We start from the raw sequence: 16,430 nt of genomic DNA, 5'->3' as shown, positions 1-16,430 counted from the left end.
GAATAATTAATTGATAGATAATTACTTAAGTGTTATAGATAAAAGAGAGATCAAATTGATCTCTCTTTTTTTATGGATAAAATTTCAAAAATAGTTGACATGTATACAAAAATTTTGTATACTAAGTAAAGTGTTTGAAAGAAAGAAAAGTAGCCAGTAAGATTTTTAAAAATAGATAAAAATAAATTTGAAAAGCACAAAAAAAGTCTTGCAAAAGTAGGCAAGATGAGGTAAAATATATTAGTGTGCTTGAGAGATATATTTAGTTGAAGTTTTGGCTGAACGCTGCAAAATGCTGAAAATGGGTTATAGAAACACCCGGAAGAGTGTATCGGAGGCGGCGGGATATCAAAATTATAATAAATATTTGTAGAAGGAGGGAAATCAAGATGGCTAAAAATGAAAAAATAAGAATAAGATTAAAATCATATGATCACAAATTATTAGATTTTTCTGCTGGAAAAATAGTAGAAACTGCTAAAAAAGCTGGTTCTCAGGTTTCAGGTCCTGTGCCACTACCAACAGAAAAGAAAATAGTTACTATATTAAGAGCTGTTCATAAATACAAAGATTCTAGAGAACAGTTCGAAATAAGAACTCACAAAAGACTTATAGATATAGCTAACCCAACACAGAAAACAGTTGATTCTCTAATGAGATTAGATTTACCAGCTGGTGTTGATATAGAAATAAAATTATAAGAACATATAAACCGCCTAAGATAGAGATATCTTAGAATGATTACTCTTTACGAAGGGCAATCCGCTGTAAGAAAATAATAGGAGGTGCTAATATGAAAGGAATATTAGGGAAAAAAGTTGGTATGACTCAGATATTCACTGAAGAAGGTGTGGTTATACCAGTTACAGTAGTAGAAGTTGGACCAGTTGTTGTAACTCAGGTTAAAACAATAGAAAATGATGGATACAACGCAATACAGGTTGGTTTTGAAGATGCTAAAGAAAAATCATTAAACAAACCAGCTAAAGGACATTTAGCAGCAGCTAATGTACTTAAAAAACACTTAAAAGAATTCAGAGTAGAAAATGCTGCAGAATACACAGTTGGACAGGAAATAAAAGCTGATATATTCGAAGCAGGTGCAAAAATAGATGTTACTGGAATATCTAAAGGTAAAGGATTCCAGGGACCAATAAAAAGACACGGACAGTCAAGAGGACCAGAAACTCACGGTTCTAGATACCATAGAAGACCAGGTTCAATGGGAGCTTGTTCTTATCCAGGTAGAGTTTTCAAAAACAAAAAACTTGCAGGACACATGGGTAGCGTAAAAGTTACTATACAGAATTTAGATTTAGTAAGAGTAGATGCTGAAAAAAATCTTATGTTAGTTAAAGGTGCTATACCAGGAGCTAAAGGTTCAGTAGTAACAATAAAAGAAGCAGTTAAGGCTTCTAAATAACTACTAAGATAGGAAAGGAGGAACAAAAATGCCAAAGATAAATGTTATGAATATTAACGGACAGAATGTTGGTGAAATAGAATTATGTGATTCTATATTCAACGTTGAAGTTAACGAACATGTGCTTTACGAAGCAGTTAAATGTCAGTTAGCAAATAGAAGACAGGGTACTCAGTCAGCTAAAACTAGAGCAGAAGTTAGAGGCGGCGGAAGAAAACCTTGGAAACAGAAAGGTACAGGAAGAGCTAGACAGGGTTCTACTAGATCTGTACAGTGGGTAGGTGGAGGAGTTGCCTTCGCACCAAAACCAAGAAGCTACAAATACACATTACCTAAAAAAGTTAGAAGATTAGCTATGAAATGTGCTTTATCTTCAAAAGTTCAGAACAACGAAATAATAGTATTAGATGCATTAACAATGGATGCTCCTAAAACTAAAGAATTCGTAGCTATATTAAACAACATAAAAGCTTCAAGAAAAGCTCTAGTTGTTACAGCTGAAAAGAACGAAAACGTAATAAAATCAGCAAGAAACATAGAAGGTGTTCAGACTGCATTAGTTAACACTTTAAATGTATACGATATATTAAATCATGACACATTTGTAATAACTACAGATGCTGTTAAGAAAGTGGAGGAGGTGTACGCATAATGACTAATCCACATGACGTTATAATAAGACCAGTCGTTACTGAAAAAAGTATGACAGAAATGGCTGACAAAAAATACACTTTTGTTGTAGATAAGAAAGCTAACAAAACTGAAATAAAAAAAGCTGTAGAAGCTATATTCGACGTTAAAGTTGAAAAAGTAAACACACTAAACTATGATGGAAAAATGAAAAGAATGGGTAGAACTCAGGGAAGAACTGCTAGCTTCAAAAAAGCTGTTGTTAAATTAACAGAAGGAAGCAAAGACATAGAATTCTTCCAGGGAATGTAATATCCTAACTATTTATTAAGGAGGGAAACAAGAATGGCTATTAAAAAGTTTAAACCTACTTCTCCTGCCTTAAGACAGATGACAGTTTTAGTTTCTGATGAAATAACTACTAACAGCCCAGAAAAATCACTTTTAGTTAACCTAAAAAATAACTCTGGTAGAAATGCTCACGGTAGAATAACTGTTCGTCACAGAGGTGGAAGACAGAAAAGAAAATATAGATTAATAGATTTCAAAAGAAATAAAGATGGTATACCTGCAAAGGTTGCTACAATAGAATACGATCCAAACAGAACTGCTAACATAGCTTTATTACACTATGCAGATGGTGAAAAAAGATATATATTAGCACCAGTTGGAATAAAAGTTGGAGATACTTTACTATCAGGTAAAGGTGCTGACATAAAACCAGGTAACTGCTTACAGTTAAAAGACATGCCAGTTGGTACATTAGTTCACAATATAGAACTTAAACCAGGTAAAGGTGGTCAGTTAGTAAGATCAGCAGGAGTTTCTGCTCAGTTAATGGCTAAAGAAGGAAAAAATGCATTACTAAGATTACCATCAGGTGAAATGAGATTAGTAAGCGTAGAATGTAAAGCTACTATAGGACAGGTTGGTAACATAGAACACGGTAACGTTGTTATAGGTAAAGCTGGTAGAACAAGACACATGGGTATGAGACCTACAGTAAGAGGTTCTGTAATGAACCCTAACGACCATCCACACGGTGGTGGGGAAGGTAGAGCTCCAATAGGTAGACCATCACCAGTTACACCTTGGGGTAAACCTGCTCTTGGATACAAAACTAGAAAGAAAAATAAAGCTTCAAATAAATTAATAGTTTCAAGAAGAACTAAATAGTAATCGTTAATAGATTTATTTATTCGGAAAGGAGGATCATACATGTCAAGATCAACTAAAAAAGGACCTTTCGTGCATAAGGGTCTATTAAAGAAAGTAGAAGCTATGAACGCTAGCGGAAACAGAGAAGTTATAAAAACTTGGTCAAGAACTTCTACAATATTCCCACAGTTCGTTGAAAATACAATAGCTGTACATGACGGAAGAAAACATGTTCCAGTATACATAACTGAAGATATGGTTGGACACAAATTAGGAGAATTCGTTCCAACAAGAACTTTCAAAGGACATAAAGACGACGAAAAATCAAATAAAAGAAAATAATTATGTTGAAAGGAGGACCACGTAATGGAAGCAAAAGCTACTGCTAAATATGTACGTGTTTCAGCAAGAAAAGCAGGACAGATATGCGATCTTGTTAGAGGAAAAAATGTTGATGAAGCTTTAGCTATATTAAAGTTCACTCCTAGAGAGGCAGCTTCAATAATAGCAAAAGTTGTTGCATCAGCAAAAGCAAATGCAGAAAACAACCACGAAATGGATACAGATAAATTATACATAGCATCAATAGTTGCAAACCAGGGGCCAACAATGAAAAGATACATGCCTAGAGCTCAGGGTCGTGCATGCGAAATAAGAAAAAGAACTTCTCATATAGAAGTTGTACTTAAAGAAAAATAAGAGAAGGAGGTACAGTAATGGGTCAGAAAGTTAATCCACACGGACTAAGAGTCGGTGTTATAAAAGATTGGGATTCAAGATGGTTCACTAATAATGGTAAAGAGTTCGGAAGCTTCATATTAGAAGACCACAATATCCGTAAATTCTTAAAGAAAAAATTATACTCTGCTGGAGTTGCTAAAATAGAAATAGAAAGATCAGCTAACAAAGTTAAATTAGATTTACATGTTGCTAAACCAGGTGTTGTTATAGGTAGAGCAGGAACTGAAATAGAAGCTTTAAAAGCTGAATTAGAAAAATTAACTGGAAAAACTGTTATAGTTAACATAGTTGAAGTTAAAAATGTAGATAGAGATGCTCAGTTAGTTGCTGAAAATATAGCTGCTGCTATAGAAAGAAGGGTTGCCTTCAGAAGAGCAATGAAACAGGGAATACAGAGAGCTATGAAATCAGGAGCTAAAGGTATAAAAGTTGCTGCTTCTGGTAGATTAGGTGGAGCTGAAATGGCTAGAACAGAAGGATACAGCGAAGGAAATGTACCTCTACAGACTTTAAGATCTGATATAGATTACGGATTCGCTGAAGCAGATACTACTTACGGTAAAATAGGTATAAAAGTTTGGATATGCAACGGTGAAGTTCTTCCAACTAAACACGTTCCAGGTGCAGATCCAAGACCTGAAAGACCAGGTAGAAGAGACAACAGAGATAATAAGAGAAATAACAGAAGAGGAAATGATAGAAACAACAGAGGAAACAGAAGACCTCAGGGATCAAGACCTCAGAGAACTGAAAATAAAGAAAACTAATTAAAAGGTTCGAGGAAGGGAGGAAAAATACTCATGTTAATGCCAAAGAGAGTTAAACGTCGTAGAGTTCACAGAGGAAGCATGTCTGGGAAAGCTAACAAAGGTAACACAGTAACTTACGGTGATTTCGGTCTAGTTGCTATGGAACCATCTTGGATAACTTCAAACCAGATAGAAGCAGCCAGAGTTGCGATGACAAGATATATGAAAAGAGGGGGAAAAGTTTGGATAAAAATATTCCCTCATAAACCAATAACAAGAAAACCAGCTGAAACTCGTATGGGTGCCGGTAAAGGTTCACCAGAATACTGGGTAGCAGTTGTAAAACCAGGAAGAGTAATGTTCGAAATAGGTGGTGTAGGAGAAGAAAAAGCAAGAGAAGCTATGAGACTTGCTGCTAACAAACTACCTATCAAATGTAAATTTGTTAAAAAAGAAGATCAGGTAAAGGGTGGTGAATAGGATGAAAGCTAAAGAATTAAGAGAATTAACAAGTGAACAGCTTACAGAAAAATTAAACGAATTCAAAAGTGAATTATTTAGCTTAAGATTCCAATTAGCTACTGGTCAGTTAGAAAATACAGCTAGAATCAAATTTGTTAAAAAAGATATAGCAAAAGTTAAAACTGTTCTTGCTGAAAGAAAGTTAAACGAAGCTAGAGCTTAATAATTGGAAGGAGGCTTTTTAGACATGGAAAGAGGAAGAAGAAAAGTTAGAATAGGCCGTGTTGTAAGTGATAAAATGGATAAAACAATAGTTGTTGCTGTTGAAGAATTCGTTCGTCATCCATTATACAACAAACGTGTTAAGAGAACAAAAACATTCAAAGCTCATGATGAAAACAACGTATGTAACATCGGAGATAGAGTTAAAATAATGGAAACTAGACCTTTATCAAAAGATAAAAGATTTAGATTAGTTGAAGTTGTTGAAAAGGTTAAATAGTTTTTTTAAGAAGGAGGGATTACGATGATACAGCAGGAAACTCGTCTAAGAGTTGCAGACAACTCTGGTGCCAAAGAACTATTAACTATACGTGTTCTTGGTGGAAGTAAAAGAAGATATGCTAATATAGGCGACGTAGTTGTTGCTACAGTAAAAAGTGCAACACCAGGTGGAGTTGTAAAAAAAGGTAAAGTTGTAAAAGCAGTTATAGTAAGAAGCAAAAAAGGCGTAAGACGTAACGACGGAAGTTATATATCATTTGATGAAAATGCAGCAGTTATAATAAAAGACGATAAAACTCCAGTAGGAACTCGTATATTTGGGCCTGTTGCAAGAGAATTAAGAGATAATGACTTTATGAAAATAGTTTCTCTTGCTCCAGAAGTTTTATAATTAAGGAGGTGCAATGAGAAATGATGAGAGTAAAAAAAGGTGACACTGTAGTAGTTATAGCAGGAAAAGACAAAGGTAAAAAAGGTACAGTTCTTAACGTAAACCCTAAAGCAAACAAAGTTACTGTTGAAGGAGTTAACGTAATAACTAAACACCAGAAACCATCTGCTATGAACCAGCAGGGTGGAATAATAAATAAAGAAGCTCCAATAGATATGTCTAACGTAATGCCATTTGATCCTGAAACAGGAAAAGGTGTTAGAGTTAGATTCGTAGAAAAAGACGGAGTTAAAGTAAGAGTATCAGCAAAGAGCGGAAAAGAATTATAATAAGTAATGAAAGGAGGGACCTTAAATGGCTTCTAGATTAGAAGAAAAATATATAAAAGAAGTTGCTCCAGCTTTAATGGAGAAATTTGAATACAAAAACGTAATGGAAATACCTAAATTAGTTAAAATAGTTATAAACATGGGGATAGGTGACGCTAAAGAAAATCCAAAAGGATTAGAAAAAGCTGTTGAAGAATTAGAATTAATAGCAGGTCAGAAACCAGTTATAACAAGAGCTAGAAAATCTGTTGCGAACTTCAAATTAAGAGAAGGAATGCCAATAGGTACAAAAGTTACATTAAGAGATGACAAAATGTTCTACTTCATGGATAAATTAGTTTCTGTTTCTTTACCAAGAGTTAGAGACTTCAGAGGTGTAAGTGCAGATTCATTCGACGGAAGAGGAAACTACGCACTAGGAATAAAAGAACAGTTAATATTCCCTGAAATAGAATACGATAAAGTAGACAAAGTTAGAGGAATGGACATAATCTTCGTTACTACAGCTAAAACTGACGAAGAAGCTCGTGAATTAATAAAATTATTAGGAATGCCATTTTCTAAGTAAGTAAAGGAGGGATTCCCGTGGCTAGAAAAGCAATGGTTGTTAAACAGCAGAAAAAACAGAAATATAAAACTAGAGAATACACTAGATGTTCTATATGTGGAAGACCACATGCAGTTTTAAAAGACTTTGGAATATGCCGTATATGCTTTAGAGAATTAGCATACAAAGGTGAAATACCTGGCGTAAGAAAAGCAAGTTGGTAAGATTTGGAAAGAATGGAAGGAGGGCTATAAAATGACAATGACAGATCCAATTGCAGATATGCTTACTCGTATAAGAAATGCGAACACAGTTAAGCATGAAACTGTTGACGTTCCCGCTTCTAACATAAAAAAAGAAATAGCTAGAATACTTCTTGAAGAAGGTTTCGTTAAAGGTTATGACGTTATAGAAGATGGAAAACAGGGAATAATAAGATTACAATTAAAGTACGGAATAGAAGGCGAAAGAGTAATATCAGGACTTAAGAGAATATCTAAACCTGGTATGAGAGTTTACAGCTCTAAAGACGAAATACCAAAGGTATTAAACGGATTAGGTGTAGCTATAATGTCTACTTCTAAAGGTATATTAACAGATAGAGAAGCAAGAAAAGAAAATGTTGGTGGAGAAGTAATCTGCTACGTTTGGTAATAATCGTTTAAAAAGTAAGGAGGTGCTACGATGTCAAGAATAGGTGTTAAACCAATAAACGTTCCTGCAGGAGTTGAAGTTGAAATAGCTGAAGGAAACTTAGTTACAGTAAAAGGACCAAAAGGAACATTAGTAAAACAGTTAAGTGATGAATTAACTATAAACAAAGAAGAAAATACAATAGTTGTTACAAGACCAACTGACAACAAAAAACATAGATCTTTACACGGATTAACAAGAACTTTACTAAACAACATGATAATTGGTGTTAGTGAAGGATACGAAAAGAAAATGGAATTAAAGGGTGTTGGTTATAGAGCTCAGAAAAACGGAAAAACATTAGTTATGAACTTAGGATTCTCTCATCCAGTAGAAATGGAAGATCCAGAAGGTATAACAGTTGAGTGTCCAAACCAGCTAGAAATAGTTGTTAAAGGTACTGACAAACAGTTAGTAGGAAACTACGCTGCTAAAATAAGAGCTTGGAGAAAACCAGAACCATATAAAGGTAAAGGTATAAGATACGTTGATGAAGTAATCATACGTAAAGAAGGTAAAACTGGTAAAAAATAAGTAAAATAATTACTTAATATACACACTGGAAAGGAGTGAATGAAGTGATAAAAAAAGCTGATAAAAACGCTAAAAGAGTTCAGAGACATAAAAGAGTAAGAAAAAATCTTGCTGGTACAGCTGCTAGACCAAGACTTTGTGTTTTCAGAAGTGCTAACAACATATATGCTCAGATAATAGATGACGTTCAGAGAGTTACTTTAACTGCTGCTTCTTCATTAGAAAAAGAAGTTAAAGAAGCTGTTGGACATACAGGAAACAAAGAAGCAGCTAGAAAAGTTGGAGAATTAGTTGCTAAAAAAGCTATAGAAAAAGGAATCACTGAAGTTGTATTCGACAGAGGTGGATATATATATCACGGAAGAATAAAAGAATTAGCAGACGGAGCTAGAGAAGCTGGTCTTAAATTCTAATAAAAAGGAGGGAAACACATGCTACGTAAACCAATAGATGCATCAGCTCTTGATCTACAGGAAAGAGTTGTTGAAGTTAGACGTGTTACTAAAGTTGTTAAAGGTGGTAGAAACTTTAGATTCGCAGCTTTAGTAGTTGTTGGAGATGAAAACGGACATGTAGGTATAGGTTCTGGGAAAGCAATGGAAGTTCCAGACGCTATAAAAAAAGCCGTAGAAGATGCTAAAAAGAATTTAATAACTGTACCAATGGTTGGTACTACTATACCTCACGAAGTTAACGGACACTTCGGTGCTGGTAAAATACTTATAATGCCTGCTGCAGAAGGTACAGGAGTTATAGCAGGGGGTCCTGCAAGAGCCGTACTTGAATTAGCTGGATTAAAAGACGTTAGAGCTAAATCTTTAGGTTCTAATAACCCAAGAAACATGGTAAACGCAACTATAGAAGGACTTAATTCACTTAAAACAGCTGAAGATATAGCTAGATTAAGAGGAAAAAAAGTTGAAGAATTATTAGGTTAAGGAGGTAGTTAAAATGGCTAAATTACAGATAAAATTAGTTAGAAGTACAATAGGAACTACTCCTAATCAGAGAAAAAACGTTGAAGCGTTAGGGTTAAGAAAAAGAGAACAGGTAGTAGTTAAAGAAGATACACCTCAGATGAGAGGTATGATAAAAAAAGTTTCTCACTTAGTAGAAGTGACTGAAATAGCTGAATAATAATCAAAACGGAAATTAAAGGAGGTGCAAAACCATGAAATTACATGAATTAAAACCTGCTAAAGGTGCTGTAAGATCTACTAAAAGATTAGGTAGAGGTACTGCGACTGGACAGGGTAAAACTTCAGGACGTGGACAGAAAGGTCAGTGGTCTCGTTCAGGTGGAGGAGTTAGAGTTGGTTTCGAAGGTGGACAGATGCCTTTATCAAGAAGACTTCCTAAGAGAGGTTTCACTAACATATTTGCTAAAGAATACACTGAAGTAAACGTTAAAGATCTTAACAGATTCGAAAACGGAACTGAAATAACAGCTGAATTATTAAAATCAACTAAAGTTATAAGCAAAATAGCTAAAGATGGAATAAAAATCTTAGGTGAAGGTGAATTAGAAAAAGCTTTAACAGTTAAAGCAGCTAAATTCACTGCTTCAGCTCAGGAAAAAATAGAAAAAGCTGGAGGAAAAGCAGAGTTAGTATAATAACCTGCTGTTCTCCAGGCCAGTCAAGCGGGGTGATTAAAACGTGCTGTCACAGATAAAGCAGGCTTGGAAACTTAAGGAAATAAGAAAAAAACTTCTATATACACTAATGATGGTAGTGGTATTCAGAATAGGTACTACTATACCGGTGCCAGGGATAGACACAAGTATTATAAAACAGATGGTAGAAGGTAATAATCTTTTATCTCTATACAATATGTTTACTGGGGGAGCATTTAGTAACTTTACACTATTTGCTTTAGGAATAGGACCTTATATCACTGCTTCGATCATCATACAGCTTCTTACTGTTGGATTTGAAAGTTTAAAAGAACTTCAAAAATCAGGAGAAGAGGGAAAGAAAAAGATGGATAAGTACACAAGATGTACTGCACTTGCACTAGCATTTGTTCAGGCGATAGGAATAACACTTGGAATTGTTAGAAGTGCTTTAAAATCTGATAATGTATTTTTCATCACAACTGTTATAATAACACTTGTTTCTGCCAGTATGATGGTTATGTGGATTGGTGATAGAATAACAGAAAAAGGACTAGGAAATGGTAGTTCTGTTATAATATTTGTTGGTATAATATCAAGAATACCAATAGATGGAATAGCTATAGCAAACCAAATAAAATCTGGTGCTACACCAATTTGGGCTGCTATACTTCTTGTTGTAGTAATACTTTTAACTATATTAGGTGTTACATTTATACAGGAAGCTACAAGAAAGATACCAGTTCAGTATGCGAAAAGAGTTGTTGGAAGAAAAATGTATGGAGGACAGAGTTCTCACATACCTATGAAAGTTAACCAATCAGGAGTTATGCCAATAATATTCGCAAGTTCTATATTAGCTATGCCACAGACAGTAGCAATGTTTATGGGAACAGATGCTCAGCAGTTTGTTCAGCAGTGGTTAAGTGGAGCTACAGAGCAGGGATTCTGGATATATAGATCAATAGAAATATTACTTATAATATTCTTCTCATATTTCTATACAACTATATCTTTCAATGTAGAAGATATAACTAAGAATATGAAAAATGGTGGTGGATTTATACCAGGAATAAGACCTGGAAAACCAACAGAAGATTATTTATCAAGAATATTATCAAGATTAACTTTAGCTGGTGCTGCATTCCTAGGTGTAATCGCTATGATACCAGCACTTATAACTCATTATCTTTCATTACCGATGAGTTTAGCAGGTACTTCACTTCTAATCGTTGTCGGAGTTGCTCTTGAATTAAAGAGACAGCTTGAATCGAATTTAGTAATGAGAAATTACCAGGGATTTTTAAAATAATTTATCGAATTGGAGATGAATAATATGAGAATAATATTACTTGGACCTCCAGGGGCAGGTAAAGGTACTCAGGCAGCAAAAATAGTGGAAAAATACGATATACCTCATATATCTACTGGAGACATATTTAGAAAGAATATAAAAGAAGGCACAGAATTAGGAAAAAAAGCAAAAGAATACATGGATCAGGGACTTCTAGTTCCAGACGAATTAACTTGCGGACTTGTTGTTGATAGAATATCTCAGGAAGATTGCAAAAATGGATTCATGCTTGATGGATTCCCAAGAAATATAAATCAGGCTGAACAGCTTGACAAATATTTAAATGAAGCTGGATTAAAACTTGATAAAATAGTTAACATAGAAGTTGATAAGAGTATATTAGTAGGAAGAGCTGTAGGAAGAAGAATATGTAAAGCTTGCGGTGCAACATTCCACGTAGAATTTAATCCAACTAAAGTAGAAGGCGTTTGTGACAAATGTGGAGAACAGCTTCACCAGAGAGCAGACGACAATGAAGAAACTGTTTCTAGAAGAATACAGGTTTACTTAGATGAAACTAAACCATTAGTAGGATATTATTCTGAACAGGGAATAGTAGCTGACATAAATGGTGATCAGGATATAGATAAAGTATTTGCTGATATAGTAGAATCTTTAAGCTAATCAATGATAATCAAGAAAAATGATAGACAAATAGAACTCATGAGAGAAGCGGGAAAAATAGTCGCTGATACTCATGAAGTTCTGAGAAAAGCTATTGCTCCTGGAATATCAACTGAGGAGTTAGATAAAATAGCTGAAAATAATATCAGGAAGTATAATGCAGAACCTTCTTTTAAAGGGTATAACGGATTCCCGGCAAGTATTTGCACTTCAATCAATGAAGAGGTTGTCCATGGAATACCTGGGAAAAGAATACTTCAAGAAGGTGACATTATAAGTATTGATATAGGTGCCTATTATAAAGGATATCATGGGGATGCTGCAAAGACACATGCCGTTGCTGTGATATCTGAAGAAGATAGGAAACTAATAGAAGTTACAAAAGAGAGCTTCTATGAAGGATTAAAATTTGCGAAAGTCGGATATAGACTTTCAGATATCTCGCATGCGATACAAGTACACATACAAAATAACAACTTTTCAGTAGTTAGGGCATATGCTGGACATGGAGTAGGGAAACGACTTCACGAAAGTCCAGAAATACTTAACTATGGTCCACCAGGTAAAGGCCCTAGATTAAAAAAGGGTATGGTGTTAGCCATTGAGCCAATGGTAAACGTCGGGACTTGCCACGTGTTCACTTTATCAAATGGATGGACTGCTGTTACAGCAGATAAGAAAAAATCAGCTCACTATGAGCACACAATAGCAATTACTGAAGATGAACCTCTTATACTTACAGAGCTTTAGTCTAAGGTAATAAAAAGTTAAGCAAATTAGAAAGACAGATCTTTTGAGTGATAGTATTAAGAGCCAAAGATACTATCCTCAAAAGATATAATGAAATCTTTATAAAAGCGGAACTTAAGAAGCTGGTAAAAAATCAGCTTACTGAAATGGAGGTTTGGTTAATTAATATGGCCAAAAAAGATGTTATAGAATTAGAAGGTACAGTTGTTGAAAGCTTACCTAATGCAATGTTTAAAGTAAAACTTGAAAATGGACATGAAATATTATGTCACATTTCAGGGAAGCTAAGAATGAACTTCATAAGAATTCTTGAAGGGGACAAGGTAAATGTTGAACTTTCACCTTACGATCTTACAAGAGGAAGAATCACTTGGCGTAAGAAGTAGACGTTTTAGTCTGAGGAGGGATAAATAATGAAGGTTAGACCATCAGTAAAACCAATATGTGAAAAATGTAAAGTTATAAAAAGAAAAGGTAAAGTAATGGTTATATGTGAAAACCCTAAACACAAACAGAAACAGGGATAAAACTTATAAAATATTACTAGTATTTTAGTCGCTTATGTAGTATAATAATATACTGTGATTGTTAACAGCGGCGTTGAATATTGATAATTATCTAGATACGGAAAATAAATTGAAATCAATTATAGGAGGTGCAATAATGGCAAGAATAGCTGGGGTAGACTTACCTAGAGAAAAAAGAGCAGAAATAGGCTTAACTTATATATATGGTATAGGTAAAGCAACTTCAAATGAAATATTAGCTAAAGCCGGGATAAATCCTGATACAAGAATAAAAGATTTATCAGAAGACGAAGTTAATGAATTAAGAAAAATAATAGATGAAGACTTCTTAGTTGAAGGTGACTTAAGAAGAGAAATAGCTTTAAATATAAAAAGACTTAGAGATATAAAATGCTACAGAGGTATAAGACACATGAAAGGTCTTCCATGTAGAGGTCAGAAAACTAAAACTAATGCAAGAACAAGAAAAGGTCCTAAAAAGACTGTATCTCGTAAAAAGAAAAAATAAATTAAATTAACTATATATTAAAAATATAAAGGAGGGAAACAGTAAAAATGGCAAAAGCTAAAAAGAAAGTAACACGTGTTAGAAGAAAAGAACGTAAAAATATAGAACGTGGACATGCACATATACAGTCTACATTTAATAATACAATAGTAACTTTAACTGACGTACACGGAAACGCAATATCTTGGGCGTCTTCAGGTCAGTTAGGATTCAAAGGATCAAGAAAAGCGACTCCATTCGCATCTCAGATGGCAGCAGAAACAGCTGCAAAAGCTGCAATGGAACACGGTTTAAAAACTGTTGAAGTATTCGTAAAAGGACCAGGTTCAGGAAGAGAAGCTGCAATAAGAGCTTTACAGGCAACAGGTCTAGAAGTAACTATGATAAAAGACGTTACTCCAATACCACACAACGGTTGTAGACCACCAAAAAGAAGAAGAGTGTAATTCGAGAATATATATATAGAAATAATCGCAGGAGGTGTAATTTAATGGCAAGATATACAGGTGCATCATGCAGACAGTGCCGTAGAGAAGGAATGAAATTATTCCTTAAAGGTGACAGATGCTATACAGATAAATGTGCTTTAGATAGAAGAAACTACGCTCCAGGTCAGCACGGACAGGGAAGAAAAAAAGTTTCTAACTACGGAGAACAGTTAAGAGAAAAACAGAAAGTTAAAAGAATATACGGAGTTCTAGAAACTCAGTTCAGAAACTTATATGAAAGAGCAGAAAAAATGCCTGGTAAAACAGGGGCTAATCTTTTAAGCTTATTAGAAAGAAGATTAGACAATGTTGTTTACAGAATGGGATTAGCTGCATCTAGAAAAGAAGCTAGACAGTTAGTAACTCATGCTCACTTTACTTTAAATGGTAAAAAAGTTGATATACCATCTTTAACAGTTAATGTTGGTGATGTTATAGCAGTTAAAGAAACATCTAAATCATCAGCTAAATTCAAAGCTTTAGTTGAAAACAACACTAGAATAGCTCCAAACTGGTTAGAAAATAACTTAGATGAAATGTGTGCTAAAGTTGTTTCTCTTCCAACTAGAGAAGATATAGATCTTGAAATAGCTGAACACTTAATCATAGAGTTATACTCTAAATAATAAGAAATTAGTTAGCTTAATAACTTATATTAAATTAAAATTTATTTACCCTCAGTGGATTACTGAATGTTAAGGAGGGTTTTATCCATGATAGAAATAGAAAAGCCAAAGGTAGATATAATAGAACTTAGCGAAGATTTCAGATATGGTAAATTCGTAGTTGAACCTCTTGAAAGAGGATATGGAATAACTATAGGAAATGCACTAAGAAGAATACTGTTATCTTCATTACCAGGTGTTGCAGTTAACGCTGTTAAAATAGAAGGAGTTCTTCATGAATTCTCTACTATACCTGGAGTTAAAGAAGATGTTACAGAAATAATATTAACTTTAAAAGAACTTTCAGCTACTATAGACGGTGAAGGTAACAGAACACTTAAAATAGAAGCTCAGGGTCCTTGTACAGTAACAGGTGCAGACATAATATGTCCACCAGATGTTGAAATAATAAACAAGGATCTTAAAATAGCTACATTAGACGAAGGTTCTAAGCTTAATATGGATATACATGTTGACAAAGGCAGAGGATATGTTCCTGCTGAAGAAAACAAAACAGAAAACATGCCAATAGGTGTATTACCTGTTGACTCAATATATACTCCTGTAGAAAAAGTAAACTACCATGTTGAAAATACAAGAGTAGGTCAGAAATCTGACTATGATAAATTAACTTTAGAAGTTTGGACAAATGGAAGCATAAATCCTCAGGAAGGAATATCTCTAGCTGCCAAAGTTCTAGTTGAACATCTTAAACTATTCATAGATTTAACAGAGCATGTAAGCAATGTTGAAATAATGGTAGAAAAAGAAGAAGACCAGAAAGAAAAAGTTCTTGAAATGACAATCGAAGAATTAGATTTATCAGTAAGATCATACAACTGTTTAAAAAGAGCGGGTATAAACACAGTAGAAGAACTAGCTAATAAATCTGAAGACGATATGATGAAGGTTAGAAACCTAGGTAAAAAATCTCTAGAAGAAGTTATACAGAAACTAGATGAATTAGGACTAGGATTAAAACCTAACGAAGAATAATAGACTTTCGAATATAAATAAATTTATAAACTCGAAAAGGAGGGGACAGAATGGCAACTTACCGTAAATTAGGTCGTGAAACTGCTCACAGAAACCTTATGTTAAGAAACTTAGTAACTGACTTACTAAGAGAAGGAAGAATAGAAACTACAGTAACTAGAGCAAAAGAAACTCGTAGAATGGCTGAAAAGATGATAACTCTTGCAAAAAGAGGAGATCTTCACGCTAGAAGACAGGTTTTAGCTTATGTTCTTGATGAAACTGTTGTTAGTAACTTATTCACAGAAATAGCTCCAAAATATGCTGAAAGAAATGGTGGATATACTAGAATAATCAAAAAAGGACCAAGAAGAGGCGACGCTGCTGAAATGGCCTTCATAGAATTAGTATAATTACTGTATTGATAAATAAATGCTATGGTATTTTATATGCCATAGCATTTTTAGAATTAAAGATATAATCAAAAAAACTAAGAAAATTATAATGAATTGACTTTATACAATAAATATCTGAGGAAATAAAAATTTAATTTAATATAAGAAAAAAGAGCTACTAGAGGAATAAATATCTAGAGGGAATATAAACTGGGGATACAGGCTGTTAGACTTTACAGTCTGTTTTTTTTATGCAAAAATTCTTGACAATATAATTAAAGGCTTAATTAATGTATGGATATAATCTATAAACTTATTTAATATTCGAAAATTTATAGATATAGTGTATAAAATCCTCTATAATTGTA

At 33.9% G+C, this 16,430-nt stretch carries 31 protein-coding genes; all 31 read left to right on the top strand.

The features are described 5' to 3' along the window. Window positions 1–389 precede the first annotated feature (389 nt). The gene (gene rpsJ, locus DWX74_RS08770; protein WP_006440495.1) at window positions 390–701 is read left to right on the top strand and encodes a 30S ribosomal protein S10; all 312 of its coding nucleotides are present in this window, start codon (window positions 390–392) and stop codon (window positions 699–701) included. A gap of 92 nt (window positions 702–793) precedes the next feature. Beyond that, complete coding sequence (rplC, locus tag DWX74_RS08765) at window positions 794–1,423, top strand: 50S ribosomal protein L3 (RefSeq protein ID WP_006440496.1); 630 nt, start codon at window positions 794–796, stop codon at window positions 1,421–1,423. 28 nt (window positions 1,424–1,451) lie between these two features. After that, complete coding sequence (rplD, locus tag DWX74_RS08760; protein WP_006440497.1) at window positions 1,452–2,075, top strand: 50S ribosomal protein L4; 624 nt, start codon at window positions 1,452–1,454, stop codon at window positions 2,073–2,075. Further along, a complete protein-coding gene (gene rplW / locus DWX74_RS08755) occupies window positions 2,075–2,365 on the top strand; it encodes a 50S ribosomal protein L23 (protein WP_006440498.1) in 291 nt (96 codons plus the stop codon). The genes rplD and rplW overlap by 1 nt, the downstream gene beginning before the upstream one ends. A gap of 33 nt (window positions 2,366–2,398) precedes the next feature. Next, window positions 2,399–3,229, top strand: coding sequence for a 50S ribosomal protein L2 (rplB, locus tag DWX74_RS08750; RefSeq protein WP_006440499.1), 831 nt, complete (start codon window positions 2,399–2,401; stop codon window positions 3,227–3,229). A 42-nt stretch (window positions 3,230–3,271) separates the two neighbouring features. Beyond that, window positions 3,272–3,553 (top strand): 30S ribosomal protein S19, encoded by a 282-nt coding sequence (rpsS, locus tag DWX74_RS08745; protein WP_006440500.1) that lies wholly within the window; start codon window positions 3,272–3,274, stop codon window positions 3,551–3,553. A 24-nt stretch (window positions 3,554–3,577) separates the two neighbouring features. Then, window positions 3,578–3,910: a 50S ribosomal protein L22 gene (rplV, locus tag DWX74_RS08740; protein ID WP_006440501.1), complete on the top strand. Its 333-nt coding sequence runs from the start codon at window positions 3,578–3,580 to the stop codon at window positions 3,908–3,910. Window positions 3,911–3,927: 17 nt separating this feature from the next. Next, a complete protein-coding gene (rpsC, locus tag DWX74_RS08735) occupies window positions 3,928–4,719 on the top strand; it encodes a 30S ribosomal protein S3 (protein WP_006440502.1) in 792 nt (263 codons plus the stop codon). A 33-nt stretch (window positions 4,720–4,752) separates the two neighbouring features. Then, complete coding sequence (gene rplP, locus DWX74_RS08730) at window positions 4,753–5,181, top strand: 50S ribosomal protein L16 (protein WP_040410589.1); 429 nt, start codon at window positions 4,753–4,755, stop codon at window positions 5,179–5,181. A 1-nt stretch (window position 5,182) separates the two neighbouring features. After that, window positions 5,183–5,386: a 50S ribosomal protein L29 gene (gene rpmC / locus DWX74_RS08725; RefSeq protein WP_006440504.1), complete on the top strand. Its 204-nt coding sequence runs from the start codon at window positions 5,183–5,185 to the stop codon at window positions 5,384–5,386. 24 nt (window positions 5,387–5,410) lie between these two features. Next, on the top strand, window positions 5,411–5,665 hold the full coding sequence (rpsQ, locus tag DWX74_RS08720) for a 30S ribosomal protein S17 (RefSeq protein ID WP_040410590.1): 255 nt from the start codon (window positions 5,411–5,413) through the stop codon (window positions 5,663–5,665). Between the two features lie 24 nt (window positions 5,666–5,689). After that, complete coding sequence (gene rplN / locus DWX74_RS08715) at window positions 5,690–6,058, top strand: 50S ribosomal protein L14 (protein ID WP_006440506.1); 369 nt, start codon at window positions 5,690–5,692, stop codon at window positions 6,056–6,058. A 23-nt stretch (window positions 6,059–6,081) separates the two neighbouring features. After that, a complete protein-coding gene (gene rplX / locus DWX74_RS08710; protein ID WP_006440507.1) occupies window positions 6,082–6,387 on the top strand; it encodes a 50S ribosomal protein L24 in 306 nt (101 codons plus the stop codon). Window positions 6,388–6,412: 25 nt separating this feature from the next. Next, a complete protein-coding gene (gene rplE, locus DWX74_RS08705) occupies window positions 6,413–6,955 on the top strand; it encodes a 50S ribosomal protein L5 (RefSeq protein WP_006440508.1) in 543 nt (180 codons plus the stop codon). A gap of 17 nt (window positions 6,956–6,972) precedes the next feature. Further along, on the top strand, window positions 6,973–7,158 hold the full coding sequence (locus tag DWX74_RS08700; protein ID WP_006440509.1) for a type Z 30S ribosomal protein S14: 186 nt from the start codon (window positions 6,973–6,975) through the stop codon (window positions 7,156–7,158). 31 nt (window positions 7,159–7,189) lie between these two features. Then, on the top strand, window positions 7,190–7,588 hold the full coding sequence (rpsH, locus tag DWX74_RS08695) for a 30S ribosomal protein S8 (protein ID WP_006440511.1): 399 nt from the start codon (window positions 7,190–7,192) through the stop codon (window positions 7,586–7,588). 30 nt (window positions 7,589–7,618) lie between these two features. Beyond that, window positions 7,619–8,161 (top strand): 50S ribosomal protein L6, encoded by a 543-nt coding sequence (rplF, locus tag DWX74_RS08690; RefSeq protein ID WP_006440512.1) that lies wholly within the window; start codon window positions 7,619–7,621, stop codon window positions 8,159–8,161. A gap of 44 nt (window positions 8,162–8,205) precedes the next feature. Beyond that, window positions 8,206–8,574: a 50S ribosomal protein L18 gene (gene rplR, locus DWX74_RS08685; protein ID WP_040410591.1), complete on the top strand. Its 369-nt coding sequence runs from the start codon at window positions 8,206–8,208 to the stop codon at window positions 8,572–8,574. A gap of 18 nt (window positions 8,575–8,592) precedes the next feature. Next, complete coding sequence (rpsE, locus tag DWX74_RS08680; RefSeq protein WP_006440515.1) at window positions 8,593–9,099, top strand: 30S ribosomal protein S5; 507 nt, start codon at window positions 8,593–8,595, stop codon at window positions 9,097–9,099. A 13-nt stretch (window positions 9,100–9,112) separates the two neighbouring features. After that, window positions 9,113–9,298, top strand: a complete 186-nt coding sequence (gene rpmD, locus DWX74_RS08675) for a 50S ribosomal protein L30 (protein ID WP_006440516.1) — start codon at window positions 9,113–9,115, stop codon at window positions 9,296–9,298. Window positions 9,299–9,332: 34 nt separating this feature from the next. Continuing rightward, entirely contained in the window at window positions 9,333–9,776 is a 444-nt protein-coding gene (rplO, locus tag DWX74_RS08670) for a 50S ribosomal protein L15 (protein ID WP_006440517.1), read from the top strand. A 43-nt stretch (window positions 9,777–9,819) separates the two neighbouring features. Beyond that, entirely contained in the window at window positions 9,820–11,088 is a 1,269-nt protein-coding gene (gene secY, locus DWX74_RS08665) for a preprotein translocase subunit SecY (RefSeq protein WP_118549609.1), read from the top strand. A 24-nt stretch (window positions 11,089–11,112) separates the two neighbouring features. Then, window positions 11,113–11,754 carry an adenylate kinase gene (locus tag DWX74_RS08660; RefSeq protein WP_118549608.1) on the top strand — a complete coding sequence of 214 codons (642 nt, stop codon included), beginning with the start codon at window positions 11,113–11,115 and terminating at the stop codon, window positions 11,752–11,754. Window positions 11,755–11,757: 3 nt separating this feature from the next. Then, window positions 11,758–12,504 (top strand): type I methionyl aminopeptidase, encoded by a 747-nt coding sequence (gene map / locus DWX74_RS08655; protein WP_118549607.1) that lies wholly within the window; start codon window positions 11,758–11,760, stop codon window positions 12,502–12,504. Window positions 12,505–12,671: 167 nt separating this feature from the next. Continuing rightward, the gene (gene infA, locus DWX74_RS08650) at window positions 12,672–12,890 is read left to right on the top strand and encodes a translation initiation factor IF-1 (protein WP_040410592.1); all 219 of its coding nucleotides are present in this window, start codon (window positions 12,672–12,674) and stop codon (window positions 12,888–12,890) included. 27 nt (window positions 12,891–12,917) lie between these two features. Next, a complete protein-coding gene (gene rpmJ, locus DWX74_RS08645) occupies window positions 12,918–13,031 on the top strand; it encodes a 50S ribosomal protein L36 (RefSeq protein ID WP_002509257.1) in 114 nt (37 codons plus the stop codon). 136 nt (window positions 13,032–13,167) lie between these two features. After that, window positions 13,168–13,539, top strand: a complete 372-nt coding sequence (gene rpsM, locus DWX74_RS08640) for a 30S ribosomal protein S13 (protein ID WP_040410593.1) — start codon at window positions 13,168–13,170, stop codon at window positions 13,537–13,539. A 47-nt stretch (window positions 13,540–13,586) separates the two neighbouring features. Then, window positions 13,587–13,985, top strand: a complete 399-nt coding sequence (gene rpsK / locus DWX74_RS08635) for a 30S ribosomal protein S11 (RefSeq protein WP_006440523.1) — start codon at window positions 13,587–13,589, stop codon at window positions 13,983–13,985. 44 nt (window positions 13,986–14,029) lie between these two features. Then, entirely contained in the window at window positions 14,030–14,653 is a 624-nt protein-coding gene (rpsD, locus tag DWX74_RS08630; RefSeq protein ID WP_006440524.1) for a 30S ribosomal protein S4, read from the top strand. An 87-nt stretch (window positions 14,654–14,740) separates the two neighbouring features. Then, complete coding sequence (locus tag DWX74_RS08625) at window positions 14,741–15,688, top strand: DNA-directed RNA polymerase subunit alpha (RefSeq protein WP_006440525.1); 948 nt, start codon at window positions 14,741–14,743, stop codon at window positions 15,686–15,688. Between the two features lie 50 nt (window positions 15,689–15,738). Further along, window positions 15,739–16,080 (top strand): 50S ribosomal protein L17, encoded by a 342-nt coding sequence (gene rplQ / locus DWX74_RS08620; protein ID WP_006440526.1) that lies wholly within the window; start codon window positions 15,739–15,741, stop codon window positions 16,078–16,080. Window positions 16,081–16,430 lie beyond the last annotated feature (350 nt).

Source organism: Peptoclostridium sp. AF21-18 (genome assembly GCF_003478825.1).
Lineage (GTDB): Bacteria > Bacillota > Clostridia > Peptostreptococcales > Peptostreptococcaceae > Peptacetobacter.
This window is presented reverse-complemented; position numbering and strand designations above follow the sequence as displayed.